The 16811-nt window shown below is 63.6% G+C and carries 15 protein-coding genes; 6 read left to right on the top strand and 9 right to left on the bottom strand.

Features of this window, described 5'->3' with window-relative positions; genetic code table 11:
• The first annotated feature begins 47 nt into the window (after nt 1-47).
• Together PVW51_RS22030 and PVW51_RS22025 are read left to right on the top strand one after the other, a co-directional pair.
• Entirely contained in the window at nt 48-317 is a 270-nt protein-coding gene (locus PVW51_RS22030) for a hypothetical protein (RefSeq protein WP_222481150.1), read from the top strand.
• Nucleotides 310-873: a hypothetical protein gene (locus tag PVW51_RS22025; protein WP_048534205.1), complete on the top strand. Its 564-nt coding sequence runs from the start codon at nt 310-312 to the stop codon at nt 871-873. The genes PVW51_RS22030 and PVW51_RS22025 overlap by 8 nt, the downstream gene beginning before the upstream one ends.
• Nucleotides 874-943: 70 nt before the next feature.
• Here the strand turns inward: PVW51_RS22025 and PVW51_RS22020 are convergent, their stop codons facing one another.
• The 8 genes from PVW51_RS22020 to PVW51_RS21985 form a co-directional block, all read right to left on the bottom strand.
• On the bottom strand, nt 944-2959 hold the full coding sequence (locus tag PVW51_RS22020) for a type IV secretory system conjugative DNA transfer family protein (protein ID WP_274577643.1): 2016 nt from the start codon (nt 2957-2959) through the stop codon (nt 944-946).
• 8 nt (nt 2960-2967) lie between these two features.
• A complete protein-coding gene (locus PVW51_RS22015; RefSeq protein WP_274577556.1) occupies nt 2968-5295 on the bottom strand; it encodes a relaxase/mobilization nuclease domain-containing protein in 2328 nt (775 codons plus the stop codon).
• Nucleotides 5282-5875 (bottom strand): transposase, encoded by a 594-nt coding sequence (locus PVW51_RS22010; RefSeq protein WP_274577554.1) that lies wholly within the window; start codon nt 5873-5875, stop codon nt 5282-5284. Before PVW51_RS22010 ends, PVW51_RS22015 begins: the two co-directional genes overlap by 14 nt.
• 560 nt (nt 5876-6435) lie before the next feature.
• Nucleotides 6436-6642, bottom strand: a complete 207-nt coding sequence (locus tag PVW51_RS22005; RefSeq protein ID WP_274577551.1) for a hypothetical protein — start codon at nt 6640-6642, stop codon at nt 6436-6438.
• An 857-nt stretch (nt 6643-7499) separates the two neighbouring features.
• Complete coding sequence (locus PVW51_RS22000) at nt 7500-7745, bottom strand: hypothetical protein (RefSeq protein WP_274577549.1); 246 nt, start codon at nt 7743-7745, stop codon at nt 7500-7502.
• 592 nt (nt 7746-8337) lie between these two features.
• Nucleotides 8338-9267, bottom strand: coding sequence for a DUF2493 domain-containing protein (locus PVW51_RS21995; RefSeq protein WP_274577547.1), 930 nt, complete (start codon nt 9265-9267; stop codon nt 8338-8340).
• Nucleotides 9268-9855: 588 nt separating this feature from the next.
• Entirely contained in the window at nt 9856-10653 is a 798-nt protein-coding gene (locus tag PVW51_RS21990) for a hypothetical protein (protein ID WP_274577545.1), read from the bottom strand.
• 4 nt (nt 10654-10657) lie between these two features.
• Complete coding sequence (locus tag PVW51_RS21985) at nt 10658-11674, bottom strand: endonuclease/exonuclease/phosphatase family protein (RefSeq protein WP_274577542.1); 1017 nt, start codon at nt 11672-11674, stop codon at nt 10658-10660.
• A 547-nt stretch (nt 11675-12221) separates the two neighbouring features.
• Here PVW51_RS21985 and PVW51_RS21980 point away from each other — a divergent pair.
• Genes PVW51_RS21980 through PVW51_RS21965 form a run of 4 tightly spaced genes read left to right on the top strand, consistent with a single transcriptional unit; the run spans nt 12222 to nt 15713 of the window.
• Entirely contained in the window at nt 12222-13337 is a 1116-nt protein-coding gene (locus PVW51_RS21980) for a hypothetical protein (RefSeq protein WP_274577540.1), read from the top strand.
• 55 nt (nt 13338-13392) lie between these two features.
• Nucleotides 13393-14424 carry a hypothetical protein gene (locus tag PVW51_RS21975; protein ID WP_274577537.1) on the top strand — a complete coding sequence of 344 codons (1032 nt, stop codon included), beginning with the start codon at nt 13393-13395 and terminating at the stop codon, nt 14422-14424.
• Complete coding sequence (locus tag PVW51_RS21970) at nt 14417-15403, top strand: hypothetical protein (protein ID WP_274577535.1); 987 nt, start codon at nt 14417-14419, stop codon at nt 15401-15403. The genes PVW51_RS21975 and PVW51_RS21970 overlap by 8 nt, the downstream gene beginning before the upstream one ends.
• Entirely contained in the window at nt 15396-15713 is a 318-nt protein-coding gene (locus tag PVW51_RS21965) for a hypothetical protein (protein ID WP_028288521.1), read from the top strand. The genes PVW51_RS21970 and PVW51_RS21965 overlap by 8 nt, the downstream gene beginning before the upstream one ends.
• Before the next feature lie 186 nt (nt 15714-15899).
• Here PVW51_RS21965 and PVW51_RS21960 read toward each other — a convergent pair whose 3' ends face one another.
• A complete protein-coding gene (locus PVW51_RS21960) occupies nt 15900-16628 on the bottom strand; it encodes a DUF736 family protein (RefSeq protein WP_274577528.1) in 729 nt (242 codons plus the stop codon).
• Nucleotides 16629-16811: the final 183 nt, after the last annotated feature.

Here is a 16811-nt window from a genome sequence, read left to right as displayed (position 1 = left end):
AGCCCTTAACTTGTCACTTGACAATTTAAAAGAGTGGAGTATCTAAGGTGCCAAGGAAGAAGCACACATCAAAGGAAATCGAGGCCGTCATCCAGGAGCTCGAAGAGTTGGGATGGGACCTTATTGAGGGCAAGGGGCACGCGTGGGGAATCCTCCGATGCCCGGCCAACGATAAGGATTGCCGCTGTGGCGAGTTTTGTCAGATGTCTGTCTGGTCGACCCCGAAGAACCCGCAGCAGTTCGCGAAAAGGATCCGACAGAAGGCCCTGGCCTGCGTGAAGCTTCAGAAGAACGACGAAGGTAATGCCAATGGCTGAAGAATTCGAATTCGAACTGGTCTTTGCGCTCCCCGACGGAGAGCACGATGCGTTCGCGCTCTCCGACGCGGTCTTCGAAGCGGGTTTTGAAGATGCCCTCGTGGGCACCGGTCATGCCGGTCTGCTGGGTGTAGAACTGGAACTTGAAGGGGATGAGGCCGAGAGCGCGATCCTTGAAGCGGCGCGGGCGCTGATCAAGGCGCTGCCGCAAGGCACTGTCCTGCGGGAGGTCCGTCCCGACCTGGTGTCTCTCGCGGATGTCGCCGAGAAGCTCGAGGTGAAGCGACAGGCGCTCCAGCAGCGCAAGATGCCCCTCCCCGTTGCGGGTGGCCTCTACCGCATCGATGAGATGATCGAGGTGCTGATGGAAGCCTCAAAGCCAGCGAAGGGACAGCGTCGTCCGCGTTTCAATCTCGCTTCCGCCGCGAAGTGGTTTCGTGCGGGCCCCGCGGCCCGCAGGGTGAACGCTCAGTTGACGATGCGTGAGATCGACCCTGCGACGATTGAGCGAGCCCCTCGACCAGAGCGCGACGACCCTGGCTTTCTTCACCCGTGACAATGGTCGGCTCAAGGGCGTGGCCACAAGACGCCATCGCGGCATTCTTTCGTGTCACCCGCATGTCGGCTTAGCCAAGCCCGAATTTCTCGCCCGTGTCGCTGACGTTTGCTTCCGAACCGGACATCTCCGCCTCCAACCGCTCCAGATCACTCACGGCGTCCTGTACCCGGACGACGTCGTCTTCTGTCGCAGCCCCCACCTCGAGATCTGCCTGCCGCCCGAACTCCATCTCCAACTGCCGCTGATCGTCCGCAAGAACAGCGGCCCGACCGCGCCGAGGCGCTTGAGCCGGACCGGGCTCAATGGGTGCACTCCCTCCGGAGTCTGTTAACCCCATCCTGGCCTCGAAATCGCGTTCCGAGAGACCTGACCCACGCGGCGCCGAAGGCATCGCCCGGACACTCAGGGGCAACTCCCCCATCGGAGGAACTGGGCCTTTCGGGAAGGGCAGATCCCCCTCCTGCGCCGCGTGGATGCCTTTGAAAAACGGATCCTCGTAGTAAACAACCCGCTTCGCCCGGACCGGCATCTGCGCGTCCACGACCACCACGATCTCATCAAGCGGCAGACGTCGCGCCTCATCTTCCGGCAGGAGCGCGACCTCCTCCGTCCGCTCGGACTGGCTGCGGCCCTCGAACGGGTTCTTCCCGACCGCGCGGGAACGTGTGACCACAGTCTTCGTGGTCTTGCCCACGGCCTTGCTCAACTCCTCGACGGTCTTTTCGTCCGAGGGCGTGAGGTAGAGCTTGATCCCGGCGTTGCCCTGCAAGGCGCGCCGCGTGTTCTCGCCGTAGATCTCGTCGATGGCCGGGATGGTCTGGGTGACCACCGCGAGATGCCCGCGATAGGCGCGCAGCACCTCGATGCTTTCGGCCACGATGGGCATCTTTCCGAGCCGGTTGAACTCGTCGAGCATGATCATCACCGGCCAGGGCTCGTCCCGACCCGGCTCCTTGTCCTGAAGCGCCGACAGCAGGTCCGAGAAGAAGAGCCGGATCAGCGGCGCCAGCGGTTTCACCATGAGGGGCTGGACCACGAGATAGACGCTGAAAGGCTTCTTGCGGATTGTCCGAAAGTCAAAGTCTGAGGTCGCCGTCGCGTCATCGATCGCCGGGTTCTGCCACTGATCGAGACCCGAGGTCATCAGGAGCGAGACATAGGAGGTCAGCGTGTCGTTGTTGGTGGACGCGAGCCGCGTGAATATCAGTCGCGCCGCGGCGTTCTGGACCTCTTGGGCGCGCGCGAGATATTCCTTCTGCTTCTGTCCTCCCGAGGCGGCGATGCGGTAGATCTCCCCGAGCGTCGGCCTGCGGCGCTGGAACGCGAGTAGCCCGGCCGCGACGAAGAGGTCGATCCCGCCTTTGAGGAGGCCCTGCACCCGGTCGTTGTCGTTCTGCAGGAAGAGCGTTGCCAGGAGCTGCAGTTCCATCTGTTGGCGCGCCGGGTCTTTGAGCTCGTAAATCCGAAGGAGTGGGTTGTAGCGATGCGTGCGCCTGTCCTCCCAATCGGTCGGCGCAAAGCGATAGACCGTGTCGCCCTGTGCCGCCCGGTGGCGGGCCGAGGCCTCGAAGCATTCGCCCTTCACGTCCAGAACGACCGCCGAGCCCTGCCAGGTCAAGAGGTTCGGGATGACAAAACCGGTGGTCTTGCCGCGCCCGGTCGGGGCCACGATCAGCGCATGCGGGAAGGTCCGGGAGCAGAGGAACGGTGCACGCGATCCGGGCTTGCCCAGCTTGCCGATGACAAAACCCGTGCCCGGCGCGCCGAAGAAGCCGTTCCGCTTCATCTCGCGGCGGGTCTGCCAATGGGTATAGCCGAAGCGGGTGAGCGCCGAGCCCGACATCGCCAGGCTCATCATGAGGCCCGCCACCCCGGCCCCGCCCATGATCAGGTTGATCAGGCGAAAATCATCGGCGCGGACGGCCCCGATGGCGCGGTAGTTCTGGGCGATATAGAAGAAGTCGATCTCGGCCCGGAAACCCAGGTCCCGGAACGTCACGACAGCCGAGGCGATGACATAGCCGATCGCGATAGCGACCAGTGTGACCAGCGCGACGCCGAGGGCGAGACGGCCCTTCCCCACCCCTCCCATCAGTGCGTCTCCCCGCGCTCGGTCTCGCCATCGACAAGATCGGCGCGGTGGAGCTCGAACTCGCGGTCGGCGATCTCCTCGACCACGGCGCGGGTCGCCTCGCTGTTGGCGGTGGCCGCGTCCGACTGCAGGTAAGTCTTCGCGGCGTAGAGCCGATCGAGACGGTCTTCGATCTGGGTCTTCAGCACGTCGACATCCCCGTCCCGCAGCCGGTCGATCTGCGCCGCGTCGAGCTCGCGCTCGACGGCGTCGCGGTAGGTCAGTCGCTGACCGTCGTCCTGGAACGGCGAATGCAGATTGCCGGCCCGCTCATGGTCGACGACCCGCCGGATGTCCGGATCGGCAATCGGCGCGCCCTCGACAGCTACTCCCTCGCGCGCGTCCGACAGCCGCCCGTCGCGCAGGTCGAGCGCCACCTCCCGCAACTCGTTTTCGCGGCGGACCTGGTTGAGGGCCTCGGTGTCGCGCAGATCGGTGACGGAAGCATAGGTCGCGCCAAGCCCGCGGGCGAGATGCGACGGCATATCGGGATAGCGCGCGCGGAACTCGTCCGTGACGGCATCCGCAACGGGGGTCCGCGCGTCGCGACCTTCCATGATCCGGTCGACTTCGCGGGTGATCTCGCGGGCCCGGGCCTCGTCGGTGATCCGCTCCCGATAGGGCTCGGACCGGTCGATCACGTCGCCCGGGCGCGCGAGCAGTTCGGGATGCGCATCGAGGTAGCTGCGTTGCTCTTCTTCGATACGCCGCTCCGCGCGGGAGACGATCTCCCACTCGCGGTCTTCGATCTGCTGATCGGTCAAACCTTCCGAACGCATGTCCTGGCGGATCGCGCGCTCCATGTCCTCAGTGGCGTCCCGATGATAATGGACCCGCTCCATCACAGTGCGATCTTCCACGACACCGTCTTCGCGCAGGACCCCTGCCCGCTCCAGTGCGACGCCGAGCTGGACATGAGCGCGGTTGAGGGTCTCGCGCGCCGCCTCCAGATCCGCGCGGCGCTCGAGGTTGAGACCGTCCCTCTCGGCCACTCGTGCCAGATCGTCCGCGATCCACTGGCGCTCAAGTGCCGCGTTCTGCGCGCCCGTCTCCATCCGCGCGACGACGACGGACGAACTGATGCCGGTTCCGCGCAGCGCGGTGTCGACCTGCGCCCGTACCTCGGGGTCGCGCAACCGGTCGAGCCGGGCCGCATCGATATTGTTTTCGGAATAGACCCCGCCCTCCGAAGGCTTTTCGGTCAGTGTCACGGAGCGGAGCCCCAAGGGCTGCATATGCGCGAGCCGCGACTGGATCTCGTTGAGGCTGCGCTCGAGCCTCGGCCGTTCGGCCTCCGGCTTCGCATCAATCATGCCCTGGACGCGCGCGACCTGATCGGCATAACGGGTCCGCAGGTCCTCGAACGATTGCTCCTCTGCCATGTAGACGCCTCCTTCCGATGTGAGTTTGCCGCCCTTCGCCAGAAGCTCTCCCGAGCGGAAGAGGGCATTGGCAATGTCCTCGCGATTGTCCGCAGAGGCCTCGGCGGCAAGCGAGTGATAGATGATCCGTGTATTGGCGATCTCTTCGAGGGCGCGATCAAGATCGGCCCCGACCCGTGGCCGCGGTTCCGCTGCCCGCCCCTCAACCTTGGCCGCATAGACCTCGCGGGTGCGCGGCGGGTAGTACACGACACCTCGGTCGAGCCGCCGCGTGGCCTCCAGACGCACGCCGAATTTCTCGGCTTCCTCGACCATGGCGAGGCGGAAATCGTCGTAGTTGAACCGGTGGTCCCGGCCCAGGAAGAAGAACTCGCCCTCCTGCGACCGGCGATTCAAAACTATATGTGCGTGGGGGTGATCGCGATCCTCATGCACCGCGATGATGTAGTCGAAATGCCCCTCTTCGGACTGAAAGAACCGCTCGGCGACATTGGCGGTGATGTCGCGCACATCCTCGCCCCGGGTGCCGATCGGGTAGGACATGAGCATGTGCGTCGTCTGCCCGAGCTTCGGTTTGAACCCCGCGCTCCAGCGCTTCGAGAAGCGGTCCGTGAGGTCCTTGATTTCGGCCGCCTCAAGCCTCGTCTTCCCGTCCAGGAACCCGCTGCTGTCCACGATATGCGAGGACTTCGTGGTGAGGTAATCGAGCTGGTTCATGAGCTGCGACTTGGTATGGGTGCCCCCGCCCCGGATCGCCTTGAAGACCGCCGCACGATGCCCTGCCGCCGCCCGCACGAGCTGCCTCTGCCGGGACGCCCGCAGCCCCTGCATCGAGCCCCGGATCCGGCTCCAACCGTCCCGGAAGACCTCTCCGATGACGTCATGGACCGCATCATTCAGCCGCATGGGCAAACTCCCTCAGCGCGGCGGTCGCGGATAGCTGCATGGCATCCCGACGACGGCGCAGCAGCAGATCGATCTCGTCAGCGGAATCAAGGATGAACCGCGCCAGCCCACGCATCTGCGCGAAGCGCAATTCGGACAACTCTGCGTTCGGTGCGGAGCCTTCCCACTGCCCCGCCCGGCTGGCTTTCATCATCTGCTTGGCGATCTGCACGACGCCGTTGCCGACCTCGTGCAGGGAGGCCCGGTAACGCGCCATCTCAGCCGCCAGCTGCGCATCCGGAACGAAGCTTCCCCCCGCCGCCTGGATCAACCGCCGGACCCCCTCTGTGCGGGTCTCGATCCCCGCCGCGGCCAGCACCTCATCGAGCGATTCAAGCTCCTCAGGGGTCAGTTTCACGGTCACTGCGGCCGTGGCCACGGCCGCATCCTTCTGGCGTTCTTCGTCCGCTTTCAACGTGTACTGGATGGCCCGCGGCGTGACCCCGAACCGCTCCGCGAGCACGGAAGTCCCCACACCTTCTCCGGCCTCACGGATAATCTCCGCTCGCTCCGTCTGTGTCAGTCTCTTGGTCCGGCTCATACGAAGAAAGCCCCCCTATTTCCTGCCACCTTCATTCAAGGTCGCCCTCATCATACGAAACTATATGTTACGGTCAATGGAATATTATTGTAGATTGCCCCCAGGCGACCTTGAATTCCGCTTCTGGCCGAGCACCGCAGGTGCGAGGCCCGGCCCGAAGGGCCCAGAAAACCCAACCATCTCCAACCGCACCTCGGCCGCCCGTTGTCATGCTCGCGCCCGAGGGTCTGGCCGAACACGCATGTGTTCGGACGGAAGCGAGGGGCGGCGCATCTTCTTACCGACGGGGCTGATGGACAGGGTCAAGGGCGGCCAGATTTGGCCCGCCAAATCTCTGCCGGAAAAACCGGCGGGCGCAGCCCGACTGTTATTCCGGATGGCCCCCTTGAGGCTGGCCGACAGACCTGTTCCAGGCGATCTCTCATATCCCCGTCAGGACCGCGTGCGGTCCTGACACCTTCCCGGGGACGCCGGCCGAAGGCAGGGGTCCCCGGGTACCGCGCAGCCTTCCCTGGAACAGGGAAAGGACCGCCCTAGGGCGGTCCATCCTCGTGGGAGGATTACTCCTGCGGTTCCTTGGAGCTCGGCGGGAACATCACCAGCTCCTGGACCGCGACGGGGAAGTCGAGTTTGAGGCTGAAGAACTCCGAGCTGTCCCCGTTGCGGGTGTTGCGGAACATCGCGCCGACGCGCTGGAAGCGGGTGCGCACCTGACCTTCGTTGTCGGTGAACTTGACGGGAACGGTGGCGACGTAGTGGTTGGTCATTTGGGTCTCTCCTTTTTGCGATGGGGATCACCCGGCACGGGGGAAAAGGGAGGTCCGCAAACACAAATGCGGAGGGTCCGCGCGCTCCGCGCGTGGAAACCGTATTTGTGTTTGCCGGAGCGTGAGCGGAGGGCACGGACCGCCCGCCCCCGTGCGATCCACATCTATGAGCAAAGAGGGGAGACCCGGATGTGCACCCCGCCCCTCAGCCGCCTTCGGTCCTGTCGAGTTATGTCAGACCTGACCAGGTCCGCGCCCCTCTCATCCAACGCGTCGGCGCGATGGTTCGCGTGCGCCCGATCGGAACGTCCGCGATCGTCTGCCTCAAGCTCAGCATCCCCATCGCCGGTCTCGCGATCATCCGGGGCGGTGATGCATCCGCGGGTCTGGAAGCAGTGTTGCCCGCCCGGACGGGTCGCCGTCATCGGGCGGCGCGGTTGCTGCGCTGCGCCCGCCCCAGCGATCTGCACCCGGACGGGCGGATCGCGGGGTTTCTGGCGCGCATGAAGGCAACCCCGGCGGCCGGCTCCGTCAGGAGACCGCCGCCGGGGTATGCCGCTCAGCGTGGCCAGAGGCCTCGTGTTCCGGGTGGAGGCCGGCACGGCCGGAACCTGCGAGCGCGGTGACGGCGGTGCAACCGCCGGCAGGGGCCCGTCATGACCGACGACCGATCATCACCGACCTTCATGTCATCTGCGTCTGACTGAGGGGCCACAGACAGTTGAATAGTGCAGCAGTCCCGCCCGGCCCAGGCCGGGCGGGACTGCTCTCGTGGATGGTGTCGCAGTCATCGGTGACGCGGAAGGTTTCGAGAGAGGGATCACCGGGCGACGGGGCCGCCCGGTGAAAGGCTATCTTCAGGCGAAGAGAGACTCGCTGAGATGCCCGCAATGCGCACAAACCTCACGCCAGTGGAAATTGACACTCCCGCCATCGATGGTCTCCCAGTCGGTCCGCAACGCGTCTTTGCCGCAGGCGGTGCAGGGGACGACATGGCCGCCATTATCGTGATGGTCCTTCCCGGTGACCGTTCCGGGCTGCGTGGTGCCCGTGCAGTCGCAATGTCGGCAAAGGTCGTCCTCGGTCTTGTTCTCGTTGGTCATGATCTCATCTCCAGATGTTCGAGGGACCACCACGTGAGTGTGGTGGCATGGCCAAATGCCCGGTTTCCGAAACTGTCCGGGTCAGGGACGGCGCAGCCGCCGGCTTGCCGGGCGCAAAAGTTTTCCGGGCGCATCGCTCACCACAAGTATGGCATCGAACACTGGATCGCCCTCTCCTCCCCCGCCGCCCTCGCCGAAAAGTTTTGCGATCCTTGAGGCGGGCGGGTTCGGGGGCCATCCGGAGGATATGCTTCCGCACTCATGTGTGTGTGATTGACGGCAGGTTTGCCCGACACGAGCAGGCAAGGGGCACGACCGGACGCGGGAGGCGGATGGAGCGGCGGGATCGTTTTGCCCCGCAAAACAGACCAGAGCGTAATCCGGCGGAGCGGCCGGGGCGCGACGTGCTCGCGAGACGGGCAAACCGGGACGCCGGGTGCAACGCCGTGGTGAGGCCGCATGGCCGAATACGCGATCGGCCTCAGGCCGATATCTCCACCGCGACTTGGCTTACCGTACGGAGGAGGCCGCCAGTTTACGGGCAGGCAGATGAAAACGACGAAAGGGCCGCCCGAAGGCGACCCTCTCTTATTCATTCATCCGCTGTTTTCTTCGCCGGATCCGCGACCCGCATGACGGTGAGCCCCTTCGCCTCCGCCTTCTGTCCGAGATTGAGCGCGACCCCGTTGCCACCGAAGAGCACAACCCCCGTCGCCGCGAACTTGTCGTCCAGCATTTCGTCGTTGCACTTGAACGGTGCCGCCCGCCCATGCGCGGACCAGCGCGGATCGAAGCGCGCCTGCGCGACGCCGCGCGCCCGAGCCCACCGGGCGGCGATCATCTCGGCCCCGTGCTTGCCACCTTTGTGGCAGAGGAAGATCTCCTGGTTGCGGTTCTGCCGGATGCGCTCGCGAACCTTGTCGAGTGTCGAGAAGATGACGTCGATATCGGTCCAGTCGGTCGCCCCCGACACGATCAGGGGAACCCCCTCGACTTTCGACTTCGCGGCTGTCTCGCGATCGTGCTGTTCCAGCAACTGCCGGGCCTCAAAGACCGCTCCAGTCTCCTGTGCGCGAGCGCTGGCGCGCGATCCCGCGGCCGGGATGAAGGCGTGGCCGGTCTCGACCTCGTAGCATTCCGCCGCCGCCTCGCTCATCACCTCGATGGCCCCGACGATCTCGCGGACCTGCAGGAAGCGGGCCTGCGCTTCTTCGAGCGCGGTCTCGGCGATCTCCGACCCGTCATGGGATTTTGCCAGGGCGCCGATCTTGTCGGCGGTGCGGTCGAGCTCCTTGCCCAGAGCGATCTTGCGGCGCTGCAGAATCGTGGCGATCCCGTGCGCGAGCGGTTCGATCTCGGCCTCAAGGCCGGTGCCGCGCAGCTGGCCGAGCAGGGCCTCGAAAGTCTCGCGGACGATGCTATCGGTCAGGACGTGATCCTCGGGGATGGGCAGCTCCGCGTCTTTCTCCGTCAGGCCGAAAAGTTCGATGGTCTCGTAGGCGTTCGCGTTCTCGTATGTCATGTTGGTGTCTCCAGATGTTCGGGGAACCACCACGTGAGTGTGGTGGCATGGCCGTACGTCTGGTTCACCGAATCTGTCCGGGTCAGGGACGGCGAAGCCGCCGGCGTGCCGGGCGCAAAAGTTTTCCGGGCGCATCGCTCACCACAGGCGCGGCATCGAACACTGGACAGCCCATTTCACCCCCGCCGCCCTCGCCGAAAAGTTTTTCGATCCTTGACGCGGGCTGATTTGGGGGCCATCCGGAGGATATGCTTCCGCACTCATGTGTGTGTGTTGTTGACGGTAGGTTTGCCCGACGCGAGCAGGCAAGGGGCGCGACCGGACGCGGGAGACGGATGGAGCGGCGGGATCGTTTTGGCCTCGGGCCAAAACAGACCGGAGCGCAGTCCGGCGGAGCGGCCGGGGAGCGACGTGCTCGCGAGACGGGCAAACCGGGACGCCGGGTGCTACGCCGCGGTGAGGCCGCATGGCCGAATGCGCGACGGGCCGAAGGGCCGTTCTCCCCTGCGACACGCGCAGCCGAGCGGGGGAGGCCGCAAGGCTTAGGAAGACATGTGGCGGACATCAGGGATCAAGCCACTTTCTATGCTACTCCGCCCGCATGTCCCCGAGGTCCGCGTCGAGCAGATCGATGGTGGGATCGCCCAGGGTGACGAAGCCGCCGTCGACCGCGCCTCGTTCGATCGACAGGATCGCCTCGGCATAGGGAATCTCGGTGACGCTGACGCCGAGCGCCTCCAGTGGGCCGACGACGAGGCCGCGCGCCGATTCCGCGAACCTCGGAATCCGCAGCTTGAGGCCCTGCAACACGTCAACGCCCTCAAACTCCGGCTCAAAGACCGTGTCGGCTGCGAACACATTCCGGCCCTTGTCCGGATCGTAGAGCAGGATTAAGGGGGTGATGGATTGCTGAACCCTGGCCCAGTCGATCCGACGCAACAACACCCGGTAGGCATCGCTGCGTACCTGTCGATCCGGGTTCTGGATGAAGACTGTGTAGTACCTGTCCGGGAACACCACCGAGACGGAACTGTGCCTCGTGACCTCCAAATCGTTTGCGGCGGTGGCCGTGGCAGATACTGAATACGTCCCGGGGACCAGGAACCTGCACATGAGTTGCGCGGCCACGGCATCACATTGCGCGACATGCGAGCGGCCCACCGGTTGCCCCGCGACACGCCATGTCAGTGTCCTCACATCCGGATCCGCAGTCGCGTTGAATTCGGTGTCGAGCCCGACCTGTGCCGTGACGCTTTCGGGGGTGATCTCGAGGGAGGGCGGCTCCGCAGGCGCGGTCGCACGTCCCAGGACCCACCCGCCGATCCCCACGATCGCGGCCACCGTCACACCGACCAGAATCTGCCCGCTAAGACTCTCTGAGGACATCGGCCTACTCCGAGACGGTCATCACGATCGGACAATGATCGCTCGGATAGGCTTCCGCAAAGGTCAGGACCTTCCCGTCGGCGAAGGGCTGTAGGCTCCCGTCGCATCGGGTCAGCGCGGCGCCGGGATCGCGGAACACGTAGTCGCCCGTCAGCTCGATCTGATCCGCCGTCAGCGTAACACCTTCCGCGAGGTTCTCCACGACGAAGAAGTCGATCTCGGCGCTGCTGCGGGGCGTGAAGAGCCATAGGCGCAGACCCTCGGCCTCGAACTGCGGGTTGTTCGCCATGGCCTCTTCGCCCAATCGAGCGAAATCGAACGCGAACGAGGACCAGCACGCGCGCGTCTCGGCACCCGGCAGGATGTGTCCCTGCGGCACGTTCGGGAAGAATTCCGCCCGGATGTTGTCCGCCCCCTCGAGAAGTTGCCGGTTGAAATCCCCCGCGAGGATGATCGTCGCCTCGTCGTCCTGGGCGTCCATCCAGGCGCGCAGGCGTCGCACCTGCTCGCGCTGCGTCGCACAGTCGTCCTCCGTGCCAGGTTCGACGGAATTGTTCTTACAGGTCGCCTTCAGGTGGATCGACGGCACCAGGTAGCGTCGCCCGTCGACCGACAGATCGACGCCCACGCCGCCGCGTACCGGGCGCGCCGGCGCGCCGCATTCGTTCGGATGCGGCACGGCGAGCTCATAGATCTGGAAGAAACCGTGCGCGAACGTGTCCCTTATCGCGATCGCGTTGTATATGTCGTCGGCATCCGCCGCGCATTTCTGTGCGTTCTCATAGCAGCGGGTCTCGAACCGGAAGCTGTACCCGTCGGGGAGGACCGCTTCCAGCGCCGCGACGCTGCCAATCTCCTGGAACGCGATCACGTCCGCGTCGATGGACGAAATGATCTCCCGGATTCGGGTGTAGTCATCCCCGGTGCGGTCGAACCCGCGCAGTTCCGAGCCCGGAGCGCCAAGGTTCGCGATGTTCCAACTGGCCACCGTGAAGGATTCCGTGAGACCGATGGTCGGCACGAGCAAACATGGAAAGACGAAATGAAAGCCCCTCAACTTAAACCCTCTTCGCAGAATTGATATCATCGGAAAATCGTTGGTCTTGAGACCACGATACGACAGTATCGATGATTTCGCGACCCGAGATCCTGTGAGGATTTCAATAGGGAAAAAGAAAGACGCCATCCCGGGAGGTGGGATGGCGTCTGATCTCTTCTGCCCGCGCCACGGGAGGAGGTGTGGCGCAAACCTGAGGCCGGTCTCCAGGGAGGAGGAGAGGAGAGCGATCTCAAAAGTAGGCTAGCCCGAAATGCTGCGCCGCAACAAGGTCAAATGCTGCAATGCAGCTATGCGCTTCACGCAACACTACACTACGCGGCCCTTCGTATACTATTGTCGAGTGACAAATATGGGTGACCCGTCAATATTCGATATGTGCCCACAGGCGTTTGTCTAAGTAATTGCGAACGCGGAACCACTGGCTACGCGACGCCTGTTCGTCCGGCATTTGCCCGGAAAGGCCGACGGAGATAGGCTTTTGCAAGTTCAAAGGAGAGAGTCTCAGGTGATGCGAAGGGTTCACTACATAGACCGCCCCAGCTTCCCTAACGATCTGTTCGCAGACGTTGACTCGGCACAGTTGCGGATGGCGTTGAGAAACCTCCAGTCCGCGGTGCGTGCCGTCACCGGTGCCATGCGAGACATGTACGCCTTCCCTGACGGCAGCGATCTCAAGGTTGGCGTTACTCCGGAGACCCACCTGAACGCAAGGGCCCGCCAGTCGCGCGTCGGCGGTCCGTTCTCGATCGAGTTTACCTCCGGCTACGTCCTTTGGGCAGCTGTCGTAAGCTCGGTACTCGCCCGCATGGTGGCCTCCGGGTTTCGCCTCGAAAGGACCGTGTCCCTGTCGTTCCGTGACTTCGCTGAAGACGTGGCAACGTCCGGAGTGCAAACCTGTGTCGACCTGACGATCAACGAGATCGGTCCGGACATCGAGGGCAGTTGGCTCTTTTTCTTCGAGTCACTCTATCTGCCGGTCTTGTTTCACGAGCTGGCCCATGTCGTCCGAGGGCATCTCGGCCTGCTCCGACAGCGACAGGGCGGGGCGGGCCTGTGCATGGTGGACGAGTTGATGAGCCAGGATGCGGGCAACACGCCTCCCGGCTTTCCGCTACGCGATGTCGAGATCGATGCGGACGTCTACTGCTCGGGTCTGTCCGGCGAGTTCGCCTTCGCGCGATCCGCGACCCTGCCGCGCTGGCAGTATATGACAGGCAAAGAGAACCTTTATGCCGAATTCGTCGGATACGCACTATTCGTGGTCGGCCAGGAACGCATGGCACGCGACAGGATCGGAATCCGCGACACCTACCCGTCGCCAAATCTGCGGTTGCTCCTGCACTCTGTCGCCCACAGGGCGCGTTGGAATGTGGAACATCCCGAAAGTGACTATTTCGCGGAGATCTTTGAGCCCGCCATGGAATTATTGGCACCGCTCGAACCGGCGTTCCCCGAGCTCGATCTCCTCCGGGACACGATTACCAGGGAGGGGGAGGCCGACCTCAAGAGAGAGATCGCCGCCTATTTCGATCAGGATCCCGAAACGGAGGACGGGCTTTTTGCACCCTTCGCGTTCGACGCGCGATGGAGCGACCCCATCCCGAAATTCTTTGGGATATCGTGATCGAATGGAAGAGGTCTCGCGTGCGTATTGGAAGGTAGATCCCATCGTCAGGTCTATGGGCGGATATCTCGACGTCACGGGGCTCACACCGGTCGAGACGACACTGGTGCACTGGACCGAACATGTCTTCGACATCAACATAGGCCTCCTGGACGCGCGCGATCCGGACCTCGACATCAAGGGGATCGACCTCGTGATCTCAGCCGGCGATGCGCCGAACGCGGTCGCGCGCCAATCGGGCGATCGCCGTGCAGTCATCATAAGCCTCGGCCTGCTTCGGAAACTGTGGCGGTTCCTTACGGCCGCAGCCCATCATCCGGACGTGCTTTCGCGCGCGCATCCCCTGAAGGATCCGGGCGTATCTTGGAAAGAGGCGCTCGACGGCCCGCTCATCGGCTTCGATGACTGGTCGATGGAGGCGGAGCGTGCGGAGTATTTCGTCGACATACTGATGCAGATGTTCGACTATGTGATTTCGCACGAACTCGCGCACCTCCTGCGGCGGCATATCGATCTCCTCTTTCCGGACGCGACACCCGGCTTCGTCGACGAAGCGGCAACATATCTGGACCAAGTCCCCGGCCAATCGCCAGACATGCTGCCGGAAACGCTACAGGATATTGAGTTTGACGCGGATGCGAACGGGCTGAACCAAATGCTCCTGAGCATGGATGAGAAACATCCGTTTCGGACGGGCTGGACCGCGGAGGATGGGCTCGAATACGGCTTCCAGCTGGCGTTCTCCCATATCCTTGTCATGCGCGCGCTCGACACGAGGCAGGGACCGGTGGATCGACCCGGGACGGAACATCCCTCCCCGCTCTTTCGGGCGATGAACTTCACCAACCTGGTGTTCAGATCCCTTCACGACCTGGTGCCGTGTGACTTTGAAGAGTCGGTGCGCGTCCACGACACCGCCTGGTTCGAGGCGAGTGAGATCTCCAAGGACATCGGTTTCGGCGACGGCAGATGGTTCGGGGAAGGCCCCTCGGACGCGGATCACGAGAAGTTCCTCGTCAGCGAAGCACGATATTTCGAGGCCACACGCCGGATCGATCGCATCCTCGACGGTGCTGACAATGGGTGAGGAAGACCTCGAAACCCTGACCATGATCCGCGTCGCCGGAGAGTTCGTCACCTACGTGCTCTTCCCCGGGATCGACGAGACAGCCTTCGCCGAACGGATAGACTGGAGGCACCGCGAAAGTGCGGGCCTTGACGCGATCATTTCGCCTTGGCGCAAGGATCGCTATCGCATCGCGATCGGAACCGCCGTGCCCGATCTCATCCTGTCTCGCCTCCAAGCCGTCAACATCGAAGGAGAGACCGCAGCTCAGGCCGAGCGGTTGGGCGGGATCGAACCCGCAATGACGCTGGCATGGTTTGCCGGTGTCGCCTTCTTCGCCACGCACGAAGCCTGCCACGCCGCAGCAGGCCATGTCGCCTATCAGAAGGCGCTGAATCCGGACACAAGCACGGGTGACTTGCCGCGACCTCTGGATCTGGCGACGTTCCGGCTCCTGTCAGAGCTTGAAGCCGACGGAGCCGCCGCGGCAAGCCTCCTTTCGGCGGATCATGAACTGATGCGCACGATCGAGGGGCTTTCGTCCGACGGTGACGATAAAGCCGACAGCGCCATGATGTTCATCGTCATCGGCGTCTTCGCGACCCTGGAACTTCTCGCCTCGGAAGGGCCCTTCGAGGATGGGTATCCAACGCCCGAGACGCGCTACCTGAACGTGGTCGCGGCCGTGTTCCGCCACGTGGCACCGCACCTTCTCCTGCTGAAGTCGGGCGACTATGTTCGCCGCGAGGCGAGCGGCGAAGAGGTGCAAAACGTCGCGAACAGGTTTCGCCACTCGGTCCTTCCGGCGCTCGCCGCCCTGAACCACTTCGATGTGACCGCGCCCTTCGGGGAAGACATTGCGGCGCTTCTCGGCGGGGCGATCCCGAACAAAAGTGAAGCGGGGCGAGACCTTGCGCGCTATAGTCGCAACCGGGCCCGATTCATGCGGGCATTGAGTGGATTTCGAGAGACACGGATGTGGGACGATTTCAATGACTGACGTTGTGGTGGTGATGCGCCTTGCCGGCGATGACGCGGACGCGTCCAAACAGGATATCCTCGCGCTGTTGGAAGGCGTCGCCGGTGCGGACGTTACCGACAGCTCGGTCGACGCGGCCCTGGGCATGACCGCAAAAGAGCTTGTGCTGACCGTGACGATCAGTTTCGCGACGTCCGTCTCGGCGAATTTCGCAACCAAGGCGATCGAGGACGCGTTGCAAGGACCACTACCCGACCAGGTGACGGTCGAAGAGATCTTTTGTGAGACGCCCTCCGAGAACGATGGCACGGTGGAAGAGACCTCGGAGTGATGCTTTGCCAGCGGGGCTATCGCACCGGCGAGTTTCGCCATCACCTTGCGACGGGCAGGCCGTTGACCTCGAACTGACCGGCCACAAAGAAAAACGGGAGCCGCGTTTCCGCAGCTCCCGTAGGCGAGGTAGACCGGGCCGGTCTAGGCCGACCTCGCTTATCGATCGGGACCAGGTCCTGTCACATCAGGACACCAGAGACAATCCCGCACCGGCGTCCCGCTCGCGCGCACCGCTCTCGACGAAGGGAATGATCGAGAAGGTCTGGCCGCCGCGCTGCTCCTCGTTTTGCACGGCATTCACCCGCAGATCGCCATCCGGCGTGTTGATGAGGAGCGAGACGTAGTCGTTGCCGGTCCGGTTGCTCTTCGCCATCCAGGCCGAGCCGACGCGGATCGGATGGCCGCGCGGCGAGCTGACTTCGATCCGGTAGTCGGGATGGGTCTCCTCGGTCTTGAACTCGTTCTCGATGAGCATGAAGTCGAGGTCAAACATCATGTTGGCGATGTAACCGGCGAAGGCGTTGTCTGCATCCATCGCGGTCAGCTCGCCCGAGATCGAGCCGGACTTCATGGCACCGTTCGAGACGAGCGGGATGATCTCGAACTCACCGGTCATTGCTTCGCGTGCTTCCTTCGTCTGCACGGCGTTGACCCGGAAGGGCCCGAGGCCGACATCGATCTGCATCGAGATGTAATGGTTACCGGTGGTGTTGCCGGTCTCGTTCCAGGCCGTGCCGATACGCACCTTCCGGCCCGACTTGTTCACCGCAGTCACATCGAAATCCGGGCTGCGCTCGGACATTTTCGTGCGGGTCTCGAGCTGGATCGCGATGTCGAACCGGCTCGAGTGGATCATGCCGACATAGGCGGTGGCTGCGGTCTCGGCGTTCTTGGTCAGGGTTCCTGCGAACATAGGTCTTCTCCTTGGGTTTGCCGCTGCCCGACACTTGGCCAGAGCACACGGGATTGCTTTTCGACCCCTCATGGGATCACCAAACCAAAAGGCCTTCTTCCGTAATGGGGCGGGCCTCTGTCAAGGGTTTCGGGCAAGTCACAAATTCCGGCGAAGATCTCATTCCTCACCAGGTTTAAGACA

The organism is Sulfitobacter sp. PR48 (genome assembly GCF_028807335.1).
Taxonomy (GTDB): domain Bacteria; phylum Pseudomonadota; class Alphaproteobacteria; order Rhodobacterales; family Rhodobacteraceae; genus Sulfitobacter.
The sequence above is the reverse complement of the archived record's forward strand: the minus strand, read 5'-3'. Positions and strand labels throughout refer to the sequence as shown.

Excerpts from the sequence above, each read along its gene's own strand:
- PVW51_RS22025 (WP_048534205.1), top strand. The coding sequence starts at position 310 with ATGGCTGAAGAATTCGAATTCGAACTGGTCTTTGCGCTCCCCGACGGA.
- PVW51_RS22015 (WP_274577556.1), bottom strand. The coding sequence starts at position 5,295 with ATGCGGCTGAATGATGCGGTCCATGACGTCATCGGAGAGGTCTTCCGG.
- PVW51_RS22010 (WP_274577554.1), bottom strand. The coding sequence starts at position 5,875 with ATGAGCCGGACCAAGAGACTGACACAGACGGAGCGAGCGGAGATTATC.
- PVW51_RS22005 (WP_274577551.1), bottom strand. The coding sequence starts at position 6,642 with ATGACCAACCACTACGTCGCCACCGTTCCCGTCAAGTTCACCGACAAC.
- PVW51_RS22000 (WP_274577549.1), bottom strand. The coding sequence starts at position 7,745 with ATGACCAACGAGAACAAGACCGAGGACGACCTTTGCCGACATTGCGAC.
- PVW51_RS21995 (WP_274577547.1), bottom strand. The coding sequence starts at position 9,267 with ATGACATACGAGAACGCGAACGCCTACGAGACCATCGAACTTTTCGGC.
- PVW51_RS21990 (WP_274577545.1), bottom strand. The coding sequence starts at position 10,653 with ATGTCCTCAGAGAGTCTTAGCGGGCAGATTCTGGTCGGTGTGACGGTG.
- PVW51_RS21980 (WP_274577540.1), top strand. The coding sequence starts at position 12,222 with ATGCGAAGGGTTCACTACATAGACCGCCCCAGCTTCCCTAACGATCTG.
- PVW51_RS21975 (WP_274577537.1), top strand. The coding sequence starts at position 13,393 with ATGGGCGGATATCTCGACGTCACGGGGCTCACACCGGTCGAGACGACA.
- PVW51_RS21970 (WP_274577535.1), top strand. The coding sequence starts at position 14,417 with ATGGGTGAGGAAGACCTCGAAACCCTGACCATGATCCGCGTCGCCGGA.
- PVW51_RS21965 (WP_028288521.1), top strand. The coding sequence starts at position 15,396 with ATGACTGACGTTGTGGTGGTGATGCGCCTTGCCGGCGATGACGCGGAC.
- PVW51_RS21960 (WP_274577528.1), bottom strand. The coding sequence starts at position 16,628 with ATGTTCGCAGGAACCCTGACCAAGAACGCCGAGACCGCAGCCACCGCC.